Source organism: Mesorhizobium sp. C399B, assembly GCF_030323185.1.
In the GTDB taxonomy this organism is placed as follows: domain Bacteria; phylum Pseudomonadota; class Alphaproteobacteria; order Rhizobiales; family Rhizobiaceae; genus Mesorhizobium.
In genome coordinates, this window is sequence record NZ_CP100472.1 from 4,044,247 (window position 1) to 4,066,415 (window position 22,169).

The window sequence follows — 22,169 nt, forward strand, 5'->3', positions numbered from 1 at the left end:
TGAAGTGAAGACTCTGCCCCAGAACCAGACGTCCGGGGCCTCTGACATGGCGCACATCGTTCTGACTTTCGACAACAACAAGCTTGCCAGCGCCCTGTACGGCCAGTTCGACGAGAACCTGGCCCGGCTCGAGCAGAAGCTCGGCGTCGACATCCGCTCGCGCGGCAACCAGCTCACCATCAAGGGCTCGGCCTCGGCGGCCGAGCAGGCGCGCCGCGCGCTCGACAATCTCTACGGCATTCTCCAGAAGGGCACCGATATTGGCCAGTCCGACGTCGATGGCGCCGTGCGCATGGCGATTGCCGCCGACGACCAGCTGACGCTGCCGACGCTGGAACGCAAGGGCAAGGTTTCGGCCGCCCAGATCTCCACCCGCAAGAAGACGATCTATGCCCGTTCGCTCAACCAGGACGCCTATATGCGGGCGCTGGAGCGTTCGGAACTTGTCTTCGGCATTGGCCCCGCCGGCACCGGCAAGACCTATCTGGCGGTGGCGCATGCGGCGATGCTGCTCGAACGCGGCATGGTCGAGCGCATCATCCTGTCACGGCCGGCGGTCGAGGCCGGCGAGCGGCTGGGTTTTCTGCCCGGCGATATGAAGGAAAAGGTCGATCCGTATCTGCGGCCGCTCTATGACGCGCTTTACGACATGATGCCGGCCGACAAGGTCGAGCGCGCCATTGCCGCCGAGGTCATCGAGATCGCGCCGCTGGCCTTCATGCGCGGCCGCACGCTGGCGCATGCCGCCGTCATCCTCGACGAGGCGCAGAACACCACGCCGATGCAGATGAAGATGTTTTTGACCCGCCTCGGCGAGAATTCGCGCATGATCGTCACCGGCGATCCGACGCAGATCGATCTGCCTCCAAGCACCAAGTCGGGCCTCGTCGAAGCCTTGCGTGTCCTTGACGGCGTGGCGGGCGCGGTAACCGTGCGCTTCAACGATGTCGACGTTGTGCGCCACCCGCTGGTGGCCGAAATCGTCAGGGCCTATGACCGCGACGCCAAGCTGGCGCGCGGCCTCGGCGCCGAGAGCTGATGTGACGATGCGGGCTCATGCCTGAAGACATAAGACCTGGCGGCGGGGATAGTTCGGTTCCCGTCGAGATCGATATGTCGGTCGAGGCCGGCGACTGGCCCGATGAGGCGGCGCTGACGCGTCTGGTCGATCGCGCCGTGTCGGCTGCCTTTGCCGAAACCGCTGCTGCCGGTCCTTCCGAACTCAGCATCGTCTTTTCCGACGATGCCCATATCCGTACCCTCAATGCCGGCTGGCGCGGCAAGGACAAGGCGACCAACGTCTTGTCTTTCCCTGTTTTTCCGTTCCCCAGGGGTGGCAAGCTGCCGCCCATGCTGGGTGACATCGTGCTGGCCGCCGAGACGGTGGCGCGCGAAGCAGCCCTGGAAGACAAGCCCTTCGAGAACCATATCACCCATCTCGTCATCCACGGCCTGCTGCATTTGCTGGGCTACGATCACGAGACCGATGCAGAGGCCGATGAGATGGAAGCCATCGAGCGCTCAGCGCTCGCAAGGCTTGCCATTCCCGATCCCTACACGTAATGACAAAAGACCAATTGACCGGACGACGATGAACGACAAACCAGAAACTGCCGCCCGCCCCGAGGCTGGCAGTGCGACAAAGCCTTCCGATACGACGGAAGAGGGATCGAGTCCGAGTCCCAGTTCCGGCAGCCCCGCTTCTGGTAGCATTGCCAGCGAGCCATCGCCTGCCGGTCCGTCCCTGTTCGACCGCGTCTTGGGCCTTTTCAGGCAGCGGAACGGCACCAGCCTGCGCGAGGAAATCGCCGGCGCGCTTGCCGAAACGACCAGCGATGCCGGGTCTTTCTCGCCCGGCGAACGCGCCATGCTCAACAACATATTGCGCCTGCGCGAGGTACGCGTCGAGGACGTCATGGTGCCGCGCGCCGATATTGAGGCCGTCGAGATCACCACGACGTTGGGCGATCTGCTCGGTCTGTTCGAGCAGTCCGGCCATTCCCGCATGCCGGTCTATTCCGAGACGCTCGACGATCCGCGCGGCATGGTTCACATCCGCGACGTGCTGGCCCACATCACCAAGGTCGCCCGGGTCAAGAAGGGCAGAACATCCAGGAAGACGCCGGCAACGACGCTTCTCGACCTCGCCCAGGTCGATCTCGGCCGCACCATCGGCGACCTCAATCTAATCCGCCCGGTGCTTTTCGTGCCGCCCTCGATGCTTGCCTCCGACCTGATGGGCCATATGCAGACGACGCGAACCCAGATGGCGCTGGTCATCGACGAATATGGCGGCACCGATGGTCTCGCCTCGCTGGAAGACATCGTCGAGATGGTCGTCGGCGATATCGAGGACGAGCATGACGAGGACGAGCCGCTGATCACCCAGACCGGCGAGGGCGTGTTCGTCGTCGACGGCAAGGCCGAGATCGACGAGGTCGCCAAGATGATCGGCGAGGACTTTACCGCCGGTGAGCATGGTGAATATGTCGACACGATCGGCGGCATGATCTTCAACACGCTGGGCCGCGTGCCCGCGCGTGGTGAGGTTGTGCAAGCCATCCCCGGCTTCGAATTCCACGTGCTCGACGCCGATCCGCGCCGCGTCAAGCGGGTGCGCATCGTCCAGAACCAGAAGGGCGAGCGTCGCCGCCGCGTGACCGCCCCCCGCACCGAGCAGGCCTAGGACAGAACGTCGCCCGGCCGATGACGATCGACGATCCCTTCAAGCACTCAACCTTTGGCTCGGGTGTGTTCTACAAGGACCCGCGAGCCGCATTGAAATGGCTCGAAACGGCCTTCGGCTTCGAGCCGAGCATGGTGGTCAGCGACGCCGACGGACGGCTGGTCCATGCCGAAATGCGTTTTGGCGACGGCTACATCATCGTCGATTCCGAATGGGCCGATCATATTGCCAGTCCGGTAAGCGTCGGCGGCAAGAACACTCAGTCGGTCTGTGTGCATCTGAAAGACGGCCTGGACGTGCATTGTGAGCGGGCAATGGCGGCTGGAGCCCAAATCGTCGAGGAGCCTGCCGCCCATTTCTACGGCGAACGGCAGTATCGGGCGCGCGACCCCGAAGGCCATGTCTGGACCTTCACCCAGACCGTGCGCACCGTGCCGCGCGAGGAGGCCGAGCACCTGAGCGGGCTCACCATCGAGGGATGGCACCGATAGCGCAGCGATCGGCCGGTTCGCGTTTCAATAAATCTGATAAATCTTGGCTCCTGATTCGCGCGACTTGGGAAGTCTGTATGGAGCGCCTTGCCGGCCGGATAATTCTGCTTTGGGGCTGGCGACGCGCGCTGGTGGCGTTTCTTGCCGGGGCGCTGGCGGTGCTCGCCCAGGCGCCTTACGATTTCTTCGCCGTCTGTTTCGTCTCGTTTCCACTGCTGGTCTGGCTGCTCGACGGCGCCACCGGCGAGGCTTCCGACGGCTGGCTCAGGCGCCTGCGGCCGACTTTTGCCATCGGCTGGTGGTTCGGTTTCGGCTATTTCCTCGCCGGCCTGTGGTGGATCGGCGAGGCGCTTCTGGTCGAGGCCGACAGTTTCGCCTGGGCCTTACCCTTCGCGGTCGTCGGCATTCCTTTGGCGCTGGCATTTTTCTACGGCTTCGCCGCCGTCGTCGCGCGGCTGTTATGGACCAACGATATTGGCCGCGTTGCCGCCCTTGCCTTTGCTTTTGGCCTGACGGAATGGCTGCGCGGCTTCCTGTTCACCGGCTTTCCCTGGAATGCCGTCGGCTATGCGGCGATGCCCGTGCCGCTGTTGATGCAAAGCGTGTCGGTGACCGGCATGGTCGGCATGAACGCGCTGGCGGTCTTTGTCTTCGCCATGCCGGCCTTGCTTGCAGCACGCCGGCATGTCCGTCTCGGTGTGGTCCTGCTTGCCATTCTCGTCGCCGCCCATGCTGGCTTCGGCTATTTCAGGCTCGCGACCCCCGACAAGCCGACAACCCGCACTCTCGATGTCCGTATCGTGCAACCGGATGTCGACCTCAGCGAAAAATGGGACGCCTCGGTGCGCGACCGCATCTTCGCCACGATGATGGGCCTGTCGGCCGCAGCGCCCGATCCCGGCCATAACAAACCGCAGTTGATCCTGTGGCCGGAGACCTCGGTACCCTTCCTGTTCACCGAGCGTCCGGACGCGCTGACCGCGGTCGGCGACATGCTGCAGCCTGGTCAGATGCTGATTGCCGGCGTCGTGCGCGAGGAGCGCGGATCCGGGGCGGATGCCGACAGCCGCTACTACAATTCGGTGGTGGCGATCGATGACAAGGGCGAAATCGCTGATGCCGTCGACAAGGTCCATCTGGTCCCGTTCGGCGAGTATCTGCCGTTTTCCGGTCTGCTCAGCCGCTTCGGCATCGGACAGCTCGTCGCCGGGCCGATGAATTTCGCCGCCGGCAACGAGCGCCATCCGATCGCTTTGCCCGGCGGCATCAGCGCCTTGCCGTTTATTTGCTACGAGGTGATCTTTCCTGATCTTGTGGCTGTTGACGCAACGTCATCCCAGCTTATTGTGAACGTCACCAACGACGCATGGTTCGGCGACACGCCTGGGCCGTACCAGCATTTCAGGCAGGCTCAGATTCGCGCGGTGGAAAACGGATTGCCGCTGTTGCGCGCCGCCAACAACGGCATTTCCGCCGTTGTCGATACGCGGGGACGCATCGTCGACGCATTGGCGGTCGATGCACGTGGCGCCATCGACGTGCGGGTGCCGATCTCCGGCCAAGCCTTCATCTCCGCCGCGGGGCGGCGCATTAACGGAATGCTGATCATGTTGGTGTTTGCCGCAATCGCCCTCAGCTTGAACGTAAGGCAACGGCTACGGGTGAATTGACAGTCGACACATTAGAAACTCATACTGTTACCGCCTAATTTTCTCGAAGTCGGTTGGTGTTTCTGTTGGGGCAGTTGGCTCCGGCTTCGTTTGGGCGAGAAAAATAGAAAAGGCCGGAAAAATTCGGCGAGGAAAAAATGACAGAAGAAAACAAGAAGAAACCGAATCCGATCGACATCCATGTCGGAAGTCGCGTCCGCCTTCGGCGCAATATGCTTGGAATGAGCCAGGAAAAGCTTGGTGAAAATCTCGGTATTACGTTTCAGCAGATCCAAAAATATGAAAAAGGAACGAACCGCGTCGGCGCCAGCCGTCTGCAGGCAATAGCCTCGATACTCAGCGTGCCTGTCGCCTTCTTTTTCGAGGATGCGCCAGGGCAGGAGCCGGTGGGTAATAGAGGATTTGCCGAGGACACTTCGATGGCTTTCGCCGTCGAATTCTGCGGCAGTCCGGAAGGGCTTCAGCTCAACCGCGCGTTCGTCAAGATCGCGGATGTGAAGGTGCGCCGCCGGATTATCGACCTTGTGAAGTCCCTTTCTGCCGAAGATGCCGAGTGATTCGGTGGGTCGATTGACCCATTGGCCCCAGTAATCCCCCGGGCCCGAGTAGCCCAGAGGCTCGACTGCCGGCGGCGCCAAGCCGCCGGTGGTACAAGATATATTGCTGCGGCACTCATGCCAGAACCGCGGCACCGCTTGACGAGCGGCGCCCGGCACCGTTAACACGTGGCGCGCCAAAATCGGCAGCCCTGCCGATCGTTTTTTCAAGAGGGGACACCCGTGACGCGGCAGAACTACTTCTTCACCTCGGAATCCGTGGCCGAGGGTCATCCCGATAAAGTCTGTGACCGCATCTCGGACGAGATCGTCGATCTGGTCTATCGCGAGGCCAAGAAGACCGGCATGGACCCGTGGAAAGTCCGCGTCGCCTGCGAGACGCTCGCAACCACCAACCGCGTCGTCATCGCCGGCGAAGTAAGGGTTCCCGATACTCTGCTGAAGCGGGACAAAGCCGGCAACATCCTCAAGGACGCCGCCGGGCATTCGGTCGTCAACCCGGCCAAGTTCAAGTCGGTCGCCCGCAAGGCGATCCGCGAAATCGGCTACGAGCAGGCCGGCTTCCACTGGAAGACGGCAAAGATCGAGGTTCTGCTGCACGGCCAGTCGCCCGACATCGGCCAGGGAGTCGACAACGCCGCCGACCGCCAGGGCGAAGAGGGTGCCGGCGACCAGGGCATCATGTTCGGCTATGCCTGCCGCGAGACCCCGGACCTGATGCCGGCGCCGATCTATTACAGCCACAAGATTCTCGAACTGCTCGCCGCTGCCCGTCACGAAAACAACGGCGAAGCCGGCAAGCTCGGACCCGACGCCAAGAGCCAGGTCACCGTTCGCTATGTCGATGGCAAAGCCGCCGAAGCGACGCAGATCGTGCTGTCGACGCAGCATCTCGACGCGACCTGGGATTCCAAGAAGGTCCGCAAGGTCGTTGAGCCTTACATCCGTGAGGCGCTCGGCGACCTCAAGATCGCCGACGATTGCATGTGGTACATCAACCCGACGGGCAAGTTCGTCATCGGTGGACCGGACGGCGACGCCGGCCTGACCGGCCGCAAGATCATCGTCGACACCTACGGTGGTGCTGCCCCGCACGGCGGCGGCGCCTTCTCCGGCAAGGACACCACCAAGGTCGACCGCTCCGCCGCCTATGCGGCGCGCTATCTCGCCAAAAATGTAGTGGCGGCCAAGCTCGCCGACCGCTGCACCATCCAGCTGTCCTACGCCATCGGCGTTGCCCAGCCGCTGTCGGTCTATGTCGACCTGCACGGCACCGGCAAGGTCGACGAGGCCAAGCTCGAGGAAGCGCTGCGCACGGTGATGGATTTGTCGCCATCCGGCATCCGCAGGCATCTCGACCTCAACAAGCCGATCTACGCAAAGACCTCGTCCTACGGCCATTTCGGCCGCAAGGCCGGCCGAGACGGGTCCTTCTCCTGGGAAAAGACCGATCTGGCCAAGGCGCTCAAGGACGCGATCGCTGCTTAGGCATGATTCCAAAAAGTGGTACCGGTTTTTTGGAAAAGATCATGCTCCAACAAAGGATTAGATTGAGAATGAGATTTCAGCCAAATCTCATCTCAATCTAAGCGCGGCGCGCGACCAGGCCATGGATCCACAGGACAGGCGGAGCCGCGCGACCGAAGGGTTCTTCGGCCGCCGGCACGGCAAGACCATTCGCCCGCAGCAGGCCGCGGCGCTGGAAAGCGGTCTTGGAGCGTATGGCCTCGACCTCTCCGTCCAGGCACCGGCAGAATTGCGCGCGCTATTCTCAGCGGATGTTTCAACGGTTCGGCTGGAAATCGGCTTCGGCGGCGGTGAGCATCTGCTGCACCGTGCCACGGAGGCACCGGCGACCGGCTTCATCGGTGTCGAGCCGTTCGTCAACGGCATGGCCAAGTTGATGATGGCGGTGCGGGAAAAGCCGCTTGCCAATCTTCGCGTTTATGACGACGACGCCACGCGCCTGCTCGATTGGTTGCCGCAGGCGTCGCTCGACGGCATCGATCTGCTCTACCCCGATCCCTGGCCGAAGAAAAAGCATTGGAAGCGGCGCTTTGTCAGCCCGCTCAACCTCGATCGGTTCGCGCGCGTGCTGAAGCCGGGCGGAAAATTCCGCTTCGCATCCGACATCGACACCTATGTGAACTGGACCTTGTTGCACTGTCGGGCGCATGGCGCGCTCCTCTGGCAGGTGCAAGATGGGGCCGACTGGCATCGGCCCTATGAAGGCTGGCCGGGCACACGCTACGAGGCAAAAGCCATTCGCGAGGGCCGACGGCCGGCCTATCTCACCTTCATCAGAAAATAGTTCGATGCGGGAAAGTGTCCCGCATCGACAGCCGGTCTGGTTCAGAAACGGCCGATCTTGCCGAAAGCGGTCGGGTCCATGCCGAGCCGGCGCAGATCGTTGGCGCGCGGCTTGCGGCCGGCTTCGACGGCCCGCGAGGCGGCAACGGCGCTGCCGAACAGGGCAAAGGCGTCGCCTATGGCGGAAAACACGGTACGGTTGCTCATTGTCTTGACCTTTCGCGCGCCACCGCGCGCTCATCTTTGATTTGTGCAGTGCAACATAGATAGGGATGTGAAATCCGGGATCACAGGGCCGTTACCGCATAGCCGGCATGCGCCGCGCGCAATCCTGCCAGCCGTCCCCGGCTGCACTCTGCCCGGCCCGTCAACAGACTTGAAACACCGGCCGGGATCGTTTATATCAGCCTCAAATTCTTGGTCGGTATGACGAAGAGTGGGTCCACCCGGTCCCGCTCTTTTTTATTACCTGCCGGTCAGCCATCAGCAAAGAGATGGTTCGGGACGACGATCATCCTGATCCAGAGAACGACAGGAACCGCATGACTGCAACGGCAAGCGAAGCCGACGACCGCATCATCCGCGAAAGCGGTATCGATGCGCGCATCGCGCTGATCGTTCAGCCGGTGTTGCGAGGCATTGGCTTCCGTCTCGTGCGGGTGCATCTGTCGGGCCAGAACGGCCTGACGCTGCAGATCATGGCCGAACGCGAAGACGGCACCATGACCGTCGAGGATTGCGAAGAGGTCAGCCGCGCTGTGTCGCCGGCGCTCGACGTCGATGACCCGATCGAAAAGGCCTATCATCTCGAAGTGTCGTCGCCGGGCATCGACCGGCCGCTGGTACGCAAGTCGGATTTCGTCACCTGGACCGGCCATCTTGTGAAGATGGAAACCTCGGTGCCGGTCGCCGACCGCAAGCGCTTCAAGGGCAAGATCGCCGAAGCCGGCGAAGACGACATGCTGCTCGAGCGCGACAAGGCCGCCTACGGCGAAGAGCCGACGGTTCGCATTCCTTATGACGCGATCGCCGATGTGCGGCTGATCCTCACCGACGACCTTATTCGCGATGCCCTTTCGAAGGACAACCGGGAACGCAAGGAAGCCAAGAAACGCCGCGGCGAAGCTGATGATGCACCCGAAGGTGCTGAAGGCGGCGCGGAAGACGAAATCGAACAGGAACTATGATGAGCGGCCGGGCCTAAAAGCTCGGCAACAAGCTCGGGAGAAATAAGATGGTTGTAAGCGCCAACAGACTTGAACTGCTGCAGATCGCCGACGCGGTGGCGCGTGAAAAGTCGATCGACAAGTCGATCGTCATTGCCGCCATGGCTGATGCGATCCAGAAGGCCGCGCGCTCGCGCTACGGCCAGGAAACCAACATCCGCGCCGACATCAACGCCAACACCGGCGAGATGAAGCTGCAGCGGCTGATGGAAGTGGTCGAGAAGGTCGACGACTACGCCACCCAGATCGCCATTTCCTCGGCCCGCGAGCGCAATCCGGACGCCCAGCTTGGCGACTTCATCGCCGAACAGCTGCCGCCAATGGATTTCGGCCGCATCGCCGCCCAGTCGGCCAAGCAGGTCATCGTGCAGAAAGTGCGCGAGGCCGAGCGCGACCGCCAGTATGACGAATACAAGGACCGCATCGGCGAGATCGTCAACGGCACCGTCAAGCGCGTCGAATATGGCAACGTCATCGTCGATCTCGGCCGTGGCGAGGCCATTATCCGCCGCGACGAGCTGATCCCGCGTGAAAACTACAAGTACGGCGACCGCGTCCGCGCCTATGTCTACGACGTGCGCCGCGAACAGCGCGGCCCGCAGATATTCCTGTCGCGCACCCATCCGCAGTTCATGGCCAAGCTCTTCACCATGGAAGTGCCGGAAATCTATGACGGCATCATCGAGATCAAGTCGGTCGCCCGCGACCCAGGCTCGCGCGCCAAGATCGCCGTCATTTCGCGTGACTCGTCGATCGATCCGGTCGGCGCCTGCGTCGGTATGCGCGGCAGCCGCGTCCAGGCCGTGGTCGGCGAATTGCAGGGCGAAAAGATCGACATCATTCCGTGGTCGCCTTCGGCCGCCTCCTTCATCGTCAACGCGCTGCAGCCGGCGGAAGTCGCCAAGGTCGTGCTCGACGAGGATGCCGAGCGCATCGAAGTGGTGGTTCCCGACGACCAGCTGTCGCTGGCCATCGGCCGTCGCGGCCAGAACGTGCGTCTTGCCTCGCAGCTCACCGGCTGGGACATCGACATCCTGACCGAGGCCGAGGAGTCCGAGCGCCGCCAGAAGGAATTCGTCGAACGCTCGTCGCTGTTCATGGAAGCCCTCGATGTCGACGAGATGGTCGGCCAGGTTTTGGCCTCCGAAGGCTTCACCAGCGTCGAGGAAGTTGCCTATGTCGATTCGGGCGAGATCGCCTCGATCGACGGTTTCGACGAAGACACCGCTTCGGAAATCCAGACCCGCGCCCGCGAATATCTGGAGAAGATCGAAGCCGAGCATGACGACAAGCGCAAGGCGCTGGGCGTCACCGACGAACTGCGCGAGATCCCTGGCGTCACCACCGCCATGATGGTGACGCTCGGCGAGGATGGCGTGAAGACGATCGAGGATTTCGCCGGCTATGCCGCCGACGACCTGACCGGCTGGAAGGAACGCAAGGACGGCGAGACCAAGGTATTCCCGGGTGTGCTCGCCAATCACGGCGTGTCGCGCGCCGACGCCGAGCAGATGGTTCTGGCAGCCCGCCTCAAGGCCGGCTGGATCACCGAAGACGAGCTTGCAGCCGAACAGGTCCCGGCTGACGAAGCCGTTGGTGCGTGAGGTGAAACCGCATCGCACACAACCCGCCCCAGGACGAGATGAACGATCGCACCTGCATCGTCACGCGCAAGCAAGCCGAGCCGGATGAGCTGATCCGTTTCGTCGTCGGCCCGGATTCGGCCGTCGTTCCTGACCTAAAGAGAAATCTGCCCGGCCGTGGTTGTTGGGTGAGCGCCGACCGCCTACATATCGACAAGGCGGCGGCGAAGAACCTGTTTGCCCGCGCCTTCAAGGCGCAGGTCATCGTGCCGCCCGATCTCGGCGGCATGGTCGACGGACTGCTTGCACGATCCGCTTTGGGTATGCTCGGCCTTGCCCGCAAGGCTGGCTCGATCGCACTCGGCGCAACCAAGGTCGAGAGCGCGGTGCGCTCGGGGTTGGCGCTTTTCGTGCTCCACGCGACCGAGGCATCCGACGATGGCGTGCGCAAGATCAGTCAGGCGCGGCGGGCAACTGTCCACCTCGGCGGGCCGGCAGTCCTTGCCTACAAACTTTTCTCCGAGGCCGAGTTGAGCTTGGCATTGGGGGGTACAAATGTGATACATGCTGCCGTTCTCGCGGGAGACGCGGGCAAGGCGGTTGAGAGGCGCATGGTTGCGCTCGACCGATATCGGGGCGGAACCCCCGACGATCTGGCAATGCTTGCGGCCGTTGCTGACGAAGATGATGCTGCAGAGGATATGGAATGAGCGATACGAAATCGGGCGACGATAAGACGTTGAGTGTTACACCGAAGAAGACCTTGACGCTGAAGCGCCCCGGTACCGAGCAGAGCGTCGTGCGACAGAATTTCTCGCATGGCCGCACCAAGCAGGTCCAGGTCGAGATCAAGAAGCGCAAATTCTCCATGCCCGGCGACAAGCCGGAGCCGGTGGCTGCACCCGTATTTACGCCCAAGCCCGCGGTAGTGGCAGCCCCCGTCGTGCAGGAAGCGCCCAAGGCGCCGCCTCCGCCGCCCCCGGCCGAACGCGGCGGCATGGTGCTGAACGAACTGTCGCGCAATGAGATGGAAGCGCGCCGCAGGGCGCTCGAAGGCTCCAAGGTTCGCGACGTCGAGGACCGCCAACGCGCCATCGAAGAGGCCAAGCGCCGCAACGAGGATGAGGAACGCCGCAAGCGCGAGCGCGAGGAATCCGCGCGCCGTCAGGCCGAGGAAGAAGCCCGCCTGCAGACCGAGGCCGAGTCCCGCCGCCGCGCCGAGGAAGAAGCGCGCCGCCGCGCGCCGCAGGCTGCCGAGCTTGTGGCGTCGGACGATGAGGAAGAGGTCAAGCCGAAGCGCACCGCCGCCGGTGCCCCGGTACGCCGTCCGGTTACGCCCGAAGTGGCGCGCCCGGCCAAGCCGACCAAGGCCGAGGAAGACCGTCGTCGCGGCAAGCTGACCCTCAACACGGCTCTTTCCGACGAGGACGCGCGCGCCCGCTCGCTGTCGTCGATGCGTCGCCGCCAGGAAAAATTCAAGCGCGCGATGCATAATGAGCCGCGCGAGAAGGTTATGCGCGAAGTGATCCTGCCTGAAACCATCACCATCCAGGAACTGGCGCAGCGCATGTCCGAGCGCGCTGTCGATGTGGTCAAGTACTTCATGAAGCAGGGCCAGATCCTGAAGCCGGGCGACATCATCGACGCCGACACGGCCGAGCTGGTCGCCACAGAATTCGGCCACACGGTCCGCCGCGTCGCCGAGTCCGACATCGAGGAAGGCCTGTTCAACATTGCCGACAATGCCGAGGACCTGGTGTCGCGGCCGCCTGTCGTGACCATCATGGGCCATGTCGACCACGGCAAGACCTCGCTGCTCGACGCCATCCGCAATGCCAATGTCGTCTCCGGCGAAGCCGGCGGCATCACCCAGCATATCGGCGCCTACCAGGTCGAGAAGAACGGTCAGAAGATCACCTTCATCGACACGCCCGGTCACGCCGCCTTCACGGCGATGCGCGCCCGCGGCGCTCAGGCGACCGACATCGCCATCCTGGTGGTGGCGGCCGACGACAGCGTCATGCCGCAGACCATCGAATCGATCAGCCATGCCAAGGCGGCCGGCGTTCCGATCATCGTGGCGATCAACAAGATCGACAAGCATGATGCCGATCCGCAGAAGGTTCGGTCGGAACTGCTGCGCCATGAGGTGTTCGTCGAATCGATGGGCGGTGAAGTGCTGGACGTCGAAGTGTCGGCGACCAAGGGCACCAACCTCGACAAGCTGTTGGAAGCGATCCTGCTGCAGGCCGAAATCCTCGACCTCAAGGCCAATCCGGACCGTACCGCCGAAGGCGTGGTCATCGAAGCCCAGCTCGACAAGGGCCGTGGCCCCGTCGCCACCGTACTGGTGCAGACCGGCACTTTGATGCCGGGCGACATCCTCGTCGCCGGCAACGAATGGGGCCGGGTGCGCGCGCTGGTCAATGACCGTGGCGAGCAGATCAAGGAGGCTCCGCCGGCAATGCCGGTCGAGGTGCTTGGCCTGCAGGGCACGCCGCAAGCCGGCGACCGCTTCGCTGTCGTCAACAACGAGGCCCGCGCCCGTGAGATCACCGAATATCGCCAGCGTCTGGCGCGCGAGAAGGCAGTGGCTCGCCATGCCGGCCAGCGCGGCTCGCTCGAACAGATGATGTCGCAGCTGCAGACGAGCGGGTTGAAGGAATTCCCGCTGGTCATCAAGGGCGACGTGCAGGGTTCGATCGAGGCGATCAACGCCGCTCTCGACAAGCTTGGCACCGACGAGGTGCGTGCGCGCATCGTTCATGCCGGCGCCGGCGCCATCACCGAAAGCGACGTGTCGCTGGCGGAGACCTCGGGGGCCGCGATCATCGGCTTCAACGTCCGTGCCAACGTGCAGGCACGTGCGGCCGCGGCGGCCGCGGGCATCGAAATCCGCTACTACTCGATCATCTACAACCTCGTCGACGATGTGAAGGCAGCACTTTCCGGCCTGCTGTCGCCGGAACGCCGCGAGACCTTCATCGGTAATGCCGAGATCCTCGAGATCTTTGACATCACCAAGGTCGGCAAGATCGCCGGCTGCCGTGTCACCGAAGGCAAGGTCGAACGTGGAGCGGGCGTGCGCCTGATCCGCGACAACGTCGTCATCCACGAAGGTACGCTGAAGACCCTCAAGCGCTTCAAGGATGAAGTCGCGGAAGTTCCGGGCGGCCAGGAGTGCGGCATGGCTTTCCAGAACTACGAGGACATGCGCGTCGGCGACATCATCGAGTGCTTCCGCGTCGAGATGGTGACCCGGACGCTCTGAGTTCGTATACTGTCGATACGACCGGGCGGTGGTCGAAAGACCGCCGCCCTAACTTTAATGCCTGTCGCCCAAAAGTGCGGGATAAACGACATGCATAGAACAAATATGAGACATGGCGGCACGGTCCCATCCCGCGCCTCACGCTTTCCGGATTGAGAAAAATGCCCCGTCCAACCGCCTCCAGCCCATCCCAGCGCATGCTTCGCGTCGCCGAACAGGTGCGCCATGCGCTGTCGGAAACCTTGCAGCGCGGCGAGATTATCGACCCGCTGATCGAGAACACCGTGGTTTCGGTCTCGGAAGTGCGCATGTCCACTGATCTGAGGGTCGCAACGGCCTTCGTTTCGCCGCTTGGCGCCAAGGACACGGGTGCGGTCATCGACGCGCTCAACAAGCATGCGAAGTTCGTCCGTGGCCGCGTCTCCGGCGCGCTCCGCCAGATGAAGTTCATGCCGGAGTTCCGCTTCAAGCTCGATACGTCCTTCGACAATTTCGCCAGGATCAACGATTTGCTGAAATCGCCCGAAGTCGCGCGAGACTTGGGTGCCGATGGCGAAGACAACGACAAGGACGAGAAATAGTGGGGCGCCGCGGCAAGAAGAAGGGCCGGCCGATCTCCGGCTGGGTGGTGCTGGATAAGCCGGTTGGCATGGGTTCGACCGAAGCCGTCTCCAAGATCAAATGGCTTTTCCAGGCCGAAAAGGCCGGCCATGCCGGCACACTCGACCCGCTGGCCTCTGGCATGCTGCCGATCGCGCTGGGCGAGGCAACCAAGACCGTGCCTTATGTGCAGGACGGCGCCAAAATCTACCGGTTCACCGTCGCTTGGGGCGAGGAGCGTTCGACCGACGATCTCGAAGGCCCGGTGACGCAAAGTTCCGACCGCCGTCCGGCGCAAGAAGATGTCAGGGCGCTGCTGCCGAACTACACCGGCGTCATCATGCAGACACCGCCGCAATTCTCGGCCATCAAGATATCAGGCGAACGCGCCTACGATCTCGCTCGTGGGGGCGAGACAGTCGACATCCCCGCGCGCGAGATTGAGATCGGCCGTCTGGACATCGTCGAGCACGCTGCCGGCCACACCTTGTTCGAGGTCGAATGCGGCAAAGGCACCTATGTTCGCTCGCTGGCCCGCGACATGGGCCGCGACCTCGGCTGCTTCGGCCACATCGCCGAATTGCGCCGGGTCGAGGTCGAGCCGTTCACCCAGGAGGATTTCGTCACCCTCGCCGAACTGGAAGTCGCCCGTTTCGGCGAACAGCGCGAAGCTGACGGAGAGGGCGACGCCGATGTTGCCGATGCGCCGATCGACTTCGGCGCCATCGATGCGCTGCTTGTCGACACGGCTGCCGCGCTCGACTGCCTGCCCCAGATCGCCATCAGCGACGAAGCGGCGACCAAGATCCGCCTTGGCAATCCCGTCATCATCCGCGGCCGCGACGCGCCCGTGGAAGCCGAGGAAGCCTGCGCCACCGCGCGCGGCAAGCTTGTCGCCATCGGCGCCATCGAGCAAGGCATGTTCAAGCCGAAGCGGGTCTTTGTCGGCTGACCACTCTCGTCTAGTCTTACGTCGACGTCACATCCGAGGGGCACATGGCAAAGGCTGAGGCGGTGAAGAAGCGGGCGCCGGTGACAACGCGCCGGCCGCCGGTTGGCGCCTCGCCCGGCACGCTGATCGCCGATCCGGCGGCGCGACGGTCCGAGCTGCGGCTGACGCTGATTTCGCCTGAAAAATTCAAGACCATCAACGATGCCAGCATCGACGATCTCAACACCCATTGCGACAACTGGCCGGTCGTCTGGTTGGACTGCACCGGTCTCGCCAACATCCAGCTGATCGAGGAGATCGGCCGGATCTTCAACCTGCATCCACTGGCTCTGGAAGATGTCGTCAACACCGGCCAGCGGCCGAAGGTCGACTTCTTCGAGGACCACGCCTTCGTCGTCATGCGCATGATCGACGACGTCAAGGTGCATCGCTATGAGCAGATCGCGGTGTTCTTCGGCAAGAAATTCGTCGTCACCTTCCAGGAGCGCGAAGGCGATCCGTTCGACCCCGTACGCAAGCGCATCGCGGCAGCGTTGCCCAACCGCTTGCGGATGCGCGGCGCCGACTATCTGGCCTATGCGCTCATCGACTCCATCGTCGACAGCTATTTCCCGCCGATTGAGGCCGCTAGCGAGGAGGTCGATGGCATCGAGGACGAGATGCTCAACACGCCTCACAAGCATCAGATGCGCCAGCTGCACGAATTGCGGCGCGACGCCAATGTGCTCAAGGGCGTGCTGTGGCCGATGCGCGACGCGCTGGCGACGTTGATCCGCAACGACGTGCCCTATGTGAAGCCGGAGACGAAAATCTTCTTCAACGACACGCTCGACCACGCATTGCGGCTGATCGAGCTGGTCGAGAACCAGCGTGATATGCTGACCGGCTTGATCGAAATGCATTTGTCGCTGAGCCAGGCGCGCACGAACGATGTGATCTCTTATCTCACCATCGTCTCGGTGATTTTCATGCCGCTAACCTTCCTGGTCGGTATCTGGGGGATGAATTTCGATCCCGAGAGCTCGCCGTGGAACATGCCGGAACTGAAAGCCTACTATGGCTACCCGGCTTCGCTGCTGTTCATGCTGGCCGTTGCTGTCGGGCTGATCGTCTTCTTCAAAAGCAAAAAGTGGCTGTAAGCTTCAGGTGTCAGGGGGATCCTGGATTCCTGAGCAAAGGGCTGCGAGGAGCCGGCTTTATGAATGGGCTGGTGTTTTCCAGGGAATTGCCTTATATGCGCCGCAGCATCGCGCCATGTCGCTTTGCTTGCACCGGCCCCTGCTGGACGACATCCCGGCTGAGGGCGACCCGTTTCCTCAAACAGATAAGGAAAAACACGATGTCGATTACTGCCGAGCGCAAACAGGAATTGATGGGTGAATTCGCAACCGCCAAGGGCGATACCGGGTCTCCGGAAGTCCAGGTGGCCATCCTTTCCGAGCGCATCAAGAACCTGACCGACCACTTCAAGGACCACAAGAAGGATAACCATTCCCGCCGTGGTCTGCTCGCTCTCGTCTCCCAGCGCCGCAGCCTGCTTGATTATCTCAAGCGCAAGGATGACGCGCGCTATCAGACGTTGATCGAGAAGCTCGGTCTGCGCCGTTGACGAATTGACCGGCGGGCTTTCGAAGGAGAGCCCGCCGGTCGCGCATTCTGCCAGTCGCACCGATTGGCCAGACCCGGTTTCGAGCGTGCAGAGGCCACTCGAAACCGCCCATGGACGGTCATGGGGCAGGATTGCAGGACGCTCGTGCGCTAACCAGCGCCGAAATCTACCCGAGCTTCCCGTTGTCTTGCCCGTGGCTGCCCGAGAAAGGAAGCCAGGGAAAGGGCATCCGCGCACCGTGAAACGGCGCGGCCCTTTCCGCTTATTAAGGACAAGATATGTTCAACTACCACAAAGTGCAAATCGAATGGGGCGGCCGTCCGCTCATCTTGGAAACCGGCAAGATCGCACGTCAGGCTGACGGCGCGGTGCTTGCGACCTATGGCGAAACCAAGGTTCTCGCCACCGTCGTTTCGATGAAGGAGCCGAAGCCAGGCCTCGATTTCTTCCCGCTGACCGTCAACTACCAGGAAAAGACCTACGCCGCCGGCAAGATCCCGGGCGGCTACTTCAAGCGCGAGGGACGTCCGAGCGAAAAGGAAACGCTGGTTTCCCGCCTGATCGACCGCCCGATCCGCCCGCTCTTCGCCGACGGCTACAAGAACGACACCCAGATCGTCGTCACCGTCGTCCAGCATGACCTCGAGAACGATCCCGATATCCTGTCGATCGTCGCCACCTCGGCCGCTTTGACGCTGTCGGGCGTTCCCTTCATGGGCCCGATCGGCGGCGCCCGAGTCGGCTACATCAACGGCGAATACGTGCTCAACCCGCATGTCGATGAGATGCAGGAATCCAGGCTCGACCTCATTGTCGCCGGCACCGCCGACGCCGTGCTGATGGTCGAGTCCGAAGCCAAGGAACTCGGCGAAGAGCTGATGCTCGGCGCCGTCATGTTCGGCCACAGGGGCTTCCAGCCGGTGATCGACGCCATTATCAAGCTGGCCGAAGTTGCCGCCAAGGAGCCGCGCGATTTCACGGCGCCGGACTACTCCGCGCTCGAAGCCGAAATGCTGAAGATCGTCGGCGACGAGCTCAGCAATGCTTACAAAAACGTCGACAAGCAGAAGCGTTACGCCGCCGTCGACGCCGTCAAGGCGAAGGTCAAGGCGGCGTTCGCTCCGGCCGAAGGCGAAGACGCCAAGTACACCTCCGAGCAGATCGGTTCGGTGTTCAAGGAACTCCAGGCCAAGGTCGTGCGCTGGAACATTCTCGACACCGGTTCGCGCATCGATGGCCGTGACCTCAAGACTGTCCGCAAGATCGTTTCGGAAGTCGGCGTCCTGCCGCGCACGCACGGTTCGGCGCTGTTCACCCGCGGCGAGACCCAGGCGCTGGTCGTTGCCACGCTGGGTACCGGCGAGGACGAGCAGTATGTCGATTCGCTGACCGGCATGTACAAGGAGAAGTTCCTCCTTCACTACAACTTCCCTCCCTACTCCGTCGGCGAGACCGGCCGCATGGGTTCGCCGGGCCGCCGCGAAATCGGCCACGGCAAGCTCGCCTGGCGCGCTATCCGTCCGATGCTGCCGAGCGCGGACCAGTTCCCCTACACGCTGCGCGTCGTCTCGGAGATCACCGAGTCCAACGGTTCGTCGTCGATGGCCACCGTCTGCGGCACATCGCTGGCGCTGATGGATGCCGGCGTTCCGCTGGCCAAGCCGGTTGCTGGTATCGCGATGGGCCTGATCAAGGAAGGCGAGCGCTTCGCGGTTCTGTCCGACATCCTGGGTGACGAAGATCACCTCGGCGACATGGACTTCAAGGTTGCCGGTACCGAAGGCGGCATCACCTCGCTGCAGATGGACATCAAGATCGAGGGCATCACCGAGGAGATCATGAAGATCGCGCTGGACCAGGCCAAGGACGGCCGCCAGCATATCCTCAGCGAGATGGCGCATGCTCTGACCGGCGCCCGCCCCGAACTCGGTGAGTTCGCACCGCGCATCGAGGTCATGCACATCCCGACCGACAAGATCCGCGACGTGATCGGCTCCGGCGGCAAGGTTATCCGCGAGATCGTCGAGAAGACCGGCGCCAAGATCAACATCGAGGACGACGGCACGGTCAAGATCGCTTCGTCGAACGCCAAGGAGATCGAGGCGGCCAAGAAGTGGATCCATACCATCGTCGCCGAGCCGGAAGTCGGCGAAATCTACGAAGGCACGGTCGTCAAGACCGCCGACTTCGGCGCTTTCGTCAACTTCTTCGGTCCGCGTGACGGCCTCGTCCACATCTCGCAGCTTGCCAACGACCGGGTCGCCAAGACCTCGGACGTCGTCAAGGAAGGCGACAAGGTCTGGGTCAAGCTGATGGGCTTCGACGAGCGCGGCAAGGTCCGCCTGTCGATGAAGGTCGTCGACCAGGCCACCGGCAAGGAAATCGCCCGCGACAAGAAGGCCGAAGGCGAAGAAAACGCCGCCTGAGTGGTCTGACAATAGAGTTGAACGGGCGCGGCTTATGTCGCGCCCGTTTTCGTTTAATACCCGTCTACGACATGAGAATCGAAGAATGGCCGCTGAGCCGCTGAAGACACTGTTCCATCCCTTCGAGGCCGAGGGGTTCCCTCTGCCGCAAAAGGGCGAGCGTGTGTTGTTCCTGGGTGCGGAGCCCGGCTTCCGCTTGCCGGAAGGCTTCGAGGCAGAGCTCCATCTTGCACAGGGTTTCCGGCCGCATCTCCGAGCGCTGGAGCGTGCCGGTCACAAGGTAACGCCGCGCGCGGAAGGCGATGCATTCGATGCAGCGCTCGTGCTTGCCGGCCGCCATCGTGGGCTAAACGAGATGCGTATTGCCGAGGCGATCGAACGCGTCACGCCGGGCGGTCTGATCATTGTCGCCGGCGGTAAGGACGAAGGCATCGCCAGCCTGCGCAAGCGCATCGACGAGCTTGTTCCCATCGAAGGGCATCTGCCGAAATATCACGGCATCGCCTTCTGGCTTCGCCGTCCGGTCGATCTGGCGCCTGCGGAAAAACTGCGCGTCGCCAATCCCGCCTTGGTCGTAGAGGACCGCTTCCGCACCGCGCCCGGCATGTTCTCCTTCGACCGGATCGACGCCGGCTCGAAACTTCTGGTCGACAACCTGCCCAAAGACCTGCGCGGCAACATTGCGGATTTCTGCGCCGGCTGGGGTTATGTCGCCGCCGAGGTCGCGGCACGTTCATCCGGTATAACGGGGCTCGACCTTTACGAAGCGGATTTCGACGCGCTTGAGGCGGCCAAGGGCAATATCGGCCAGACAGGCTTCGAGCCCGGCTTCTTTTGGACCGATCTGCTGAGCGAGCCGGTCGAGCGGCGCTATGATGCCATCGTCATGAACCCGCCCTTCCATCGCAGCCGGGCGGCCGAGCCGGAAATCGGCGCCGGCATGATCCAGGCGGCGGGCAAGGCGCTGAAGCCGGGCGGGCGGCTGTTCATGGTGGCGAACCGTCAGCTGCCTTACGAACCGGTTCTGAAGGCCGTCTTCTCCAGCCATGCCGAGCTCGCCCGCGACGGCATGTTCAAGGTTTTCTCCGCGCGCCGATAGGACGGTGCCGGTCGCCTCAATGCATGCTGACGATGCGCGCCGGCTCGTGGACGGGAATGGTCGGTCTGATATCGCCAGGCTTGATCTTGAGCGGCGCCGGCCTGCCGAACAGATAGCCTTGCACCATCTCGCAACCAGCTGCTCGCAAAAGCGTCGCCTGGTTCTCGGTCTCGACGCCTTCGGCGATGATGCCGACGCCGAGCGCCCGCGACAGGCCGACGATGGTAGAGACGACGGCGCCCGAATTGGAATCGGTGTCGATGCGGCTGACGAACGAGCGGTCGATCTTCAGCTTGCCGAAGGCGAAGTCGATCAGGTAGCTGAGATTGGAATAGCCGGTGCCGAAATCGTCGACGGCCACCGAAATGCCCATGTCGGCAAGCTGCTGCAGGATGATGGCGGCGCGGTCGCGGTCCTGCATCATCGCCGTCTCGGTCACTTCGAGCTCCAGCCGCGACGGCTTGATGCCGGTGCTGGCCATCGTGTCGCGCACGATACCGACGAAATCCTTGGTCCTGAACTGGACCGGCGAGATGTTGACGGCAACGAAGCAGTCCTCGGGCAAATGACGGGCATCGCTGCAGGCCTTGTTCAGCACCCAATTGCCGATCGGGTGGATCATGCCGGTCTCTTCGGCGATAGGAATGAATTCCATCGGCGGGATCATGCCGCGTTCCGGGTGCTTCCAGCGGATCAGCGCCTCGTAGCCGACGACACGGCCGGTCGGCAGGTCGAGCTGCGGCTGGTAATGAAGGTCGAAATCGCCACGGTCGAAGGCGATGTGCAGTTCGGATTCGATCCAGTGGCGGTAGTCGGCGACCTGGCCCATGTCGGAATGGAAGACCGACCAGTTGCCCACGCCGCCGGCGCGGGCATTCTGCAGCGCCAGGTTGGAGCGGCGCAGGATGAGGACCGGATCGACGCCATCCTTTGGCATCGCCACGATGCCGACCGACAGGCCGACCGACTGCAGGTGGGAATCGAGCTGGTACGGCTTCAGCATCTCCTCGATCATGGTTTCGACGGTGCTTTCCATGGACCTTTGGAGTTGGTGTTCCCAGACAAGGATAGCGAACTCGCCGGCGCCGATGCGCCCCATGACCGCGCCTTCGGGCATGCAGGCCTTCAACCGCTTGGTGAAGCCGCGGATCAGTTCGTCGCCATGGCTGTAGCCGATGGCGTCGTTGATCTGCTTGAAGCGGTCGATGTCGATGTCGATGAGGAACACCGGCTCACCGGTCCTGATCGTCGCGGACGCCGCGTCGGCAATCCTGCCGACCATCGCCGGCCGCGCAAAAAGCCCGGTCAGCTTGTCGAAATGGGTTTCGTTGAAAACGTAGTCCACCGATTCATCGACGCCGGCGAAGAAGGACAAGGCAGCACCGGCGGCGGCCAGCGCGCATAGCGCCGACGCGATGCCGATCATGGTTTCCGCCTGCATGCCGGCAAAGCCGTCCCCGAAACCATGCCGGAGGCCCCAAAGCCCAAGGATGAAACTGCCAAGGCCCGAACTGGCGACGGTGAGCAGCCGGAACACAGGTGTTCGCTTCGGGTTGCTGACAGCAGGCATTGCTCAGTCCCTGTCGCATGATCCCGAAATCAACTCGACTTCGGGAAATATCAAGCGCAAATTCATAAAGGCTAAAGCATCCTTTGCGCCCAGCAAGAACGCGCAGAGCCCAAGCCCAT

20 protein-coding genes are annotated in these 22,169 nt (G+C 62.7%); 18 read left to right on the forward strand and 2 right to left on the reverse strand.

From position 1 onward, the window contains the following. The first annotated feature begins 46 nt into the window (after positions 1-46). The 8 genes from NLY36_RS19395 to trmB all read left to right on the forward strand — a co-directional run bounded on the left by NLY36_RS19395 (position 47) and on the right by trmB (position 7,715). Positions 47-1,039, forward strand: a complete 993-nt coding sequence (locus tag NLY36_RS19395; RefSeq protein ID WP_027049340.1) for a PhoH family protein — start codon at positions 47-49, stop codon at positions 1,037-1,039. Positions 1,040-1,056: 17 nt separating this feature from the next. After that, positions 1,057-1,563, forward strand: a complete 507-nt coding sequence (gene ybeY, locus NLY36_RS19400; protein ID WP_023669546.1) for an rRNA maturation RNase YbeY — start codon at positions 1,057-1,059, stop codon at positions 1,561-1,563. A gap of 28 nt (positions 1,564-1,591) precedes the next feature. Continuing rightward, positions 1,592-2,686, forward strand: coding sequence for a hemolysin family protein (locus NLY36_RS19405; protein ID WP_023682011.1), 1,095 nt, complete (start codon positions 1,592-1,594; stop codon positions 2,684-2,686). Between the two features lie 20 nt (positions 2,687-2,706). Next, positions 2,707-3,177 carry a VOC family protein gene (locus NLY36_RS19410; RefSeq protein WP_023669548.1) on the forward strand — a complete coding sequence of 157 codons (471 nt, stop codon included), beginning with the start codon at positions 2,707-2,709 and terminating at the stop codon, positions 3,175-3,177. Between the two features lie 77 nt (positions 3,178-3,254). Next, a complete protein-coding gene (gene lnt, locus NLY36_RS19415; protein WP_023669549.1) occupies positions 3,255-4,847 on the forward strand; it encodes an apolipoprotein N-acyltransferase in 1,593 nt (530 codons plus the stop codon). A gap of 137 nt (positions 4,848-4,984) precedes the next feature. Next, entirely contained in the window at positions 4,985-5,404 is a 420-nt protein-coding gene (locus tag NLY36_RS19420) for a helix-turn-helix domain-containing protein (RefSeq protein ID WP_023669550.1), read from the forward strand. Positions 5,405-5,626: 222 nt separating this feature from the next. Then, positions 5,627-6,892: a methionine adenosyltransferase gene (gene metK / locus NLY36_RS19425; protein WP_023669551.1), complete on the forward strand. Its 1,266-nt coding sequence runs from the start codon at positions 5,627-5,629 to the stop codon at positions 6,890-6,892. A 121-nt stretch (positions 6,893-7,013) separates the two neighbouring features. Then, positions 7,014-7,715, forward strand: a complete 702-nt coding sequence (trmB, locus tag NLY36_RS19430; protein ID WP_023669552.1) for a tRNA (guanine(46)-N(7))-methyltransferase TrmB — start codon at positions 7,014-7,016, stop codon at positions 7,713-7,715. Positions 7,716-7,756: 41 nt separating this feature from the next. Here the strand turns inward: trmB and NLY36_RS19435 are convergent, their stop codons facing one another. Then, positions 7,757-7,921, reverse strand: a complete 165-nt coding sequence (locus NLY36_RS19435; RefSeq protein ID WP_023669553.1) for a hypothetical protein — start codon at positions 7,919-7,921, stop codon at positions 7,757-7,759. A gap of 335 nt (positions 7,922-8,256) precedes the next feature. Between NLY36_RS19435 and rimP the strand changes: the two genes are divergently transcribed. From rimP to NLY36_RS19485, 10 genes are all read left to right on the forward strand, one after another. Beyond that, on the forward strand, positions 8,257-8,901 hold the full coding sequence (gene rimP, locus NLY36_RS19440) for a ribosome maturation factor RimP (protein ID WP_023669554.1): 645 nt from the start codon (positions 8,257-8,259) through the stop codon (positions 8,899-8,901). 47 nt (positions 8,902-8,948) lie between these two features. After that, positions 8,949-10,544 carry a transcription termination factor NusA gene (gene nusA / locus NLY36_RS19445; protein ID WP_023669555.1) on the forward strand — a complete coding sequence of 532 codons (1,596 nt, stop codon included), beginning with the start codon at positions 8,949-8,951 and terminating at the stop codon, positions 10,542-10,544. A gap of 38 nt (positions 10,545-10,582) precedes the next feature. Further along, positions 10,583-11,233, forward strand: a complete 651-nt coding sequence (locus NLY36_RS19450; protein ID WP_023696733.1) for an RNA-binding protein — start codon at positions 10,583-10,585, stop codon at positions 11,231-11,233. Next, the gene (infB, locus tag NLY36_RS19455; RefSeq protein ID WP_023669557.1) at positions 11,230-13,794 is read left to right on the forward strand and encodes a translation initiation factor IF-2; all 2,565 of its coding nucleotides are present in this window, start codon (positions 11,230-11,232) and stop codon (positions 13,792-13,794) included. Before NLY36_RS19450 ends, infB begins: the two co-directional genes overlap by 4 nt. Before the next feature lie 161 nt (positions 13,795-13,955). Continuing rightward, positions 13,956-14,375 (forward strand): 30S ribosome-binding factor RbfA, encoded by a 420-nt coding sequence (gene rbfA / locus NLY36_RS19460; RefSeq protein ID WP_023669558.1) that lies wholly within the window; start codon positions 13,956-13,958, stop codon positions 14,373-14,375. Beyond that, positions 14,375-15,346: a tRNA pseudouridine(55) synthase TruB gene (truB, locus tag NLY36_RS19465; protein WP_023696732.1), complete on the forward strand. Its 972-nt coding sequence runs from the start codon at positions 14,375-14,377 to the stop codon at positions 15,344-15,346. The genes rbfA and truB overlap by 1 nt, the downstream gene beginning before the upstream one ends. 44 nt (positions 15,347-15,390) lie before the next feature. Continuing rightward, positions 15,391-16,485, forward strand: coding sequence for a magnesium/cobalt transporter CorA (gene corA, locus NLY36_RS19470; protein ID WP_023682006.1), 1,095 nt, complete (start codon positions 15,391-15,393; stop codon positions 16,483-16,485). Between the two features lie 95 nt (positions 16,486-16,580). After that, the gene (gene rpsO / locus NLY36_RS19475) at positions 16,581-16,955 is read left to right on the forward strand and encodes a 30S ribosomal protein S15 (protein WP_280790898.1); all 375 of its coding nucleotides are present in this window, start codon (positions 16,581-16,583) and stop codon (positions 16,953-16,955) included. A 278-nt stretch (positions 16,956-17,233) separates the two neighbouring features. Further along, a complete protein-coding gene (gene pnp, locus NLY36_RS19480; RefSeq protein WP_023736150.1) occupies positions 17,234-19,381 on the forward strand; it encodes a polyribonucleotide nucleotidyltransferase in 2,148 nt (715 codons plus the stop codon). Positions 19,382-19,466: 85 nt separating this feature from the next. Beyond that, entirely contained in the window at positions 19,467-20,480 is a 1,014-nt protein-coding gene (locus NLY36_RS19485; protein WP_023736149.1) for a class I SAM-dependent methyltransferase, read from the forward strand. 16 nt (positions 20,481-20,496) lie between these two features. Here the strand turns inward: NLY36_RS19485 and NLY36_RS19490 are convergent, their stop codons facing one another. Next, positions 20,497-22,050, reverse strand: a complete 1,554-nt coding sequence (locus tag NLY36_RS19490) for a putative bifunctional diguanylate cyclase/phosphodiesterase (RefSeq protein WP_023688736.1) — start codon at positions 22,048-22,050, stop codon at positions 20,497-20,499. Positions 22,051-22,169 lie beyond the last annotated feature (119 nt).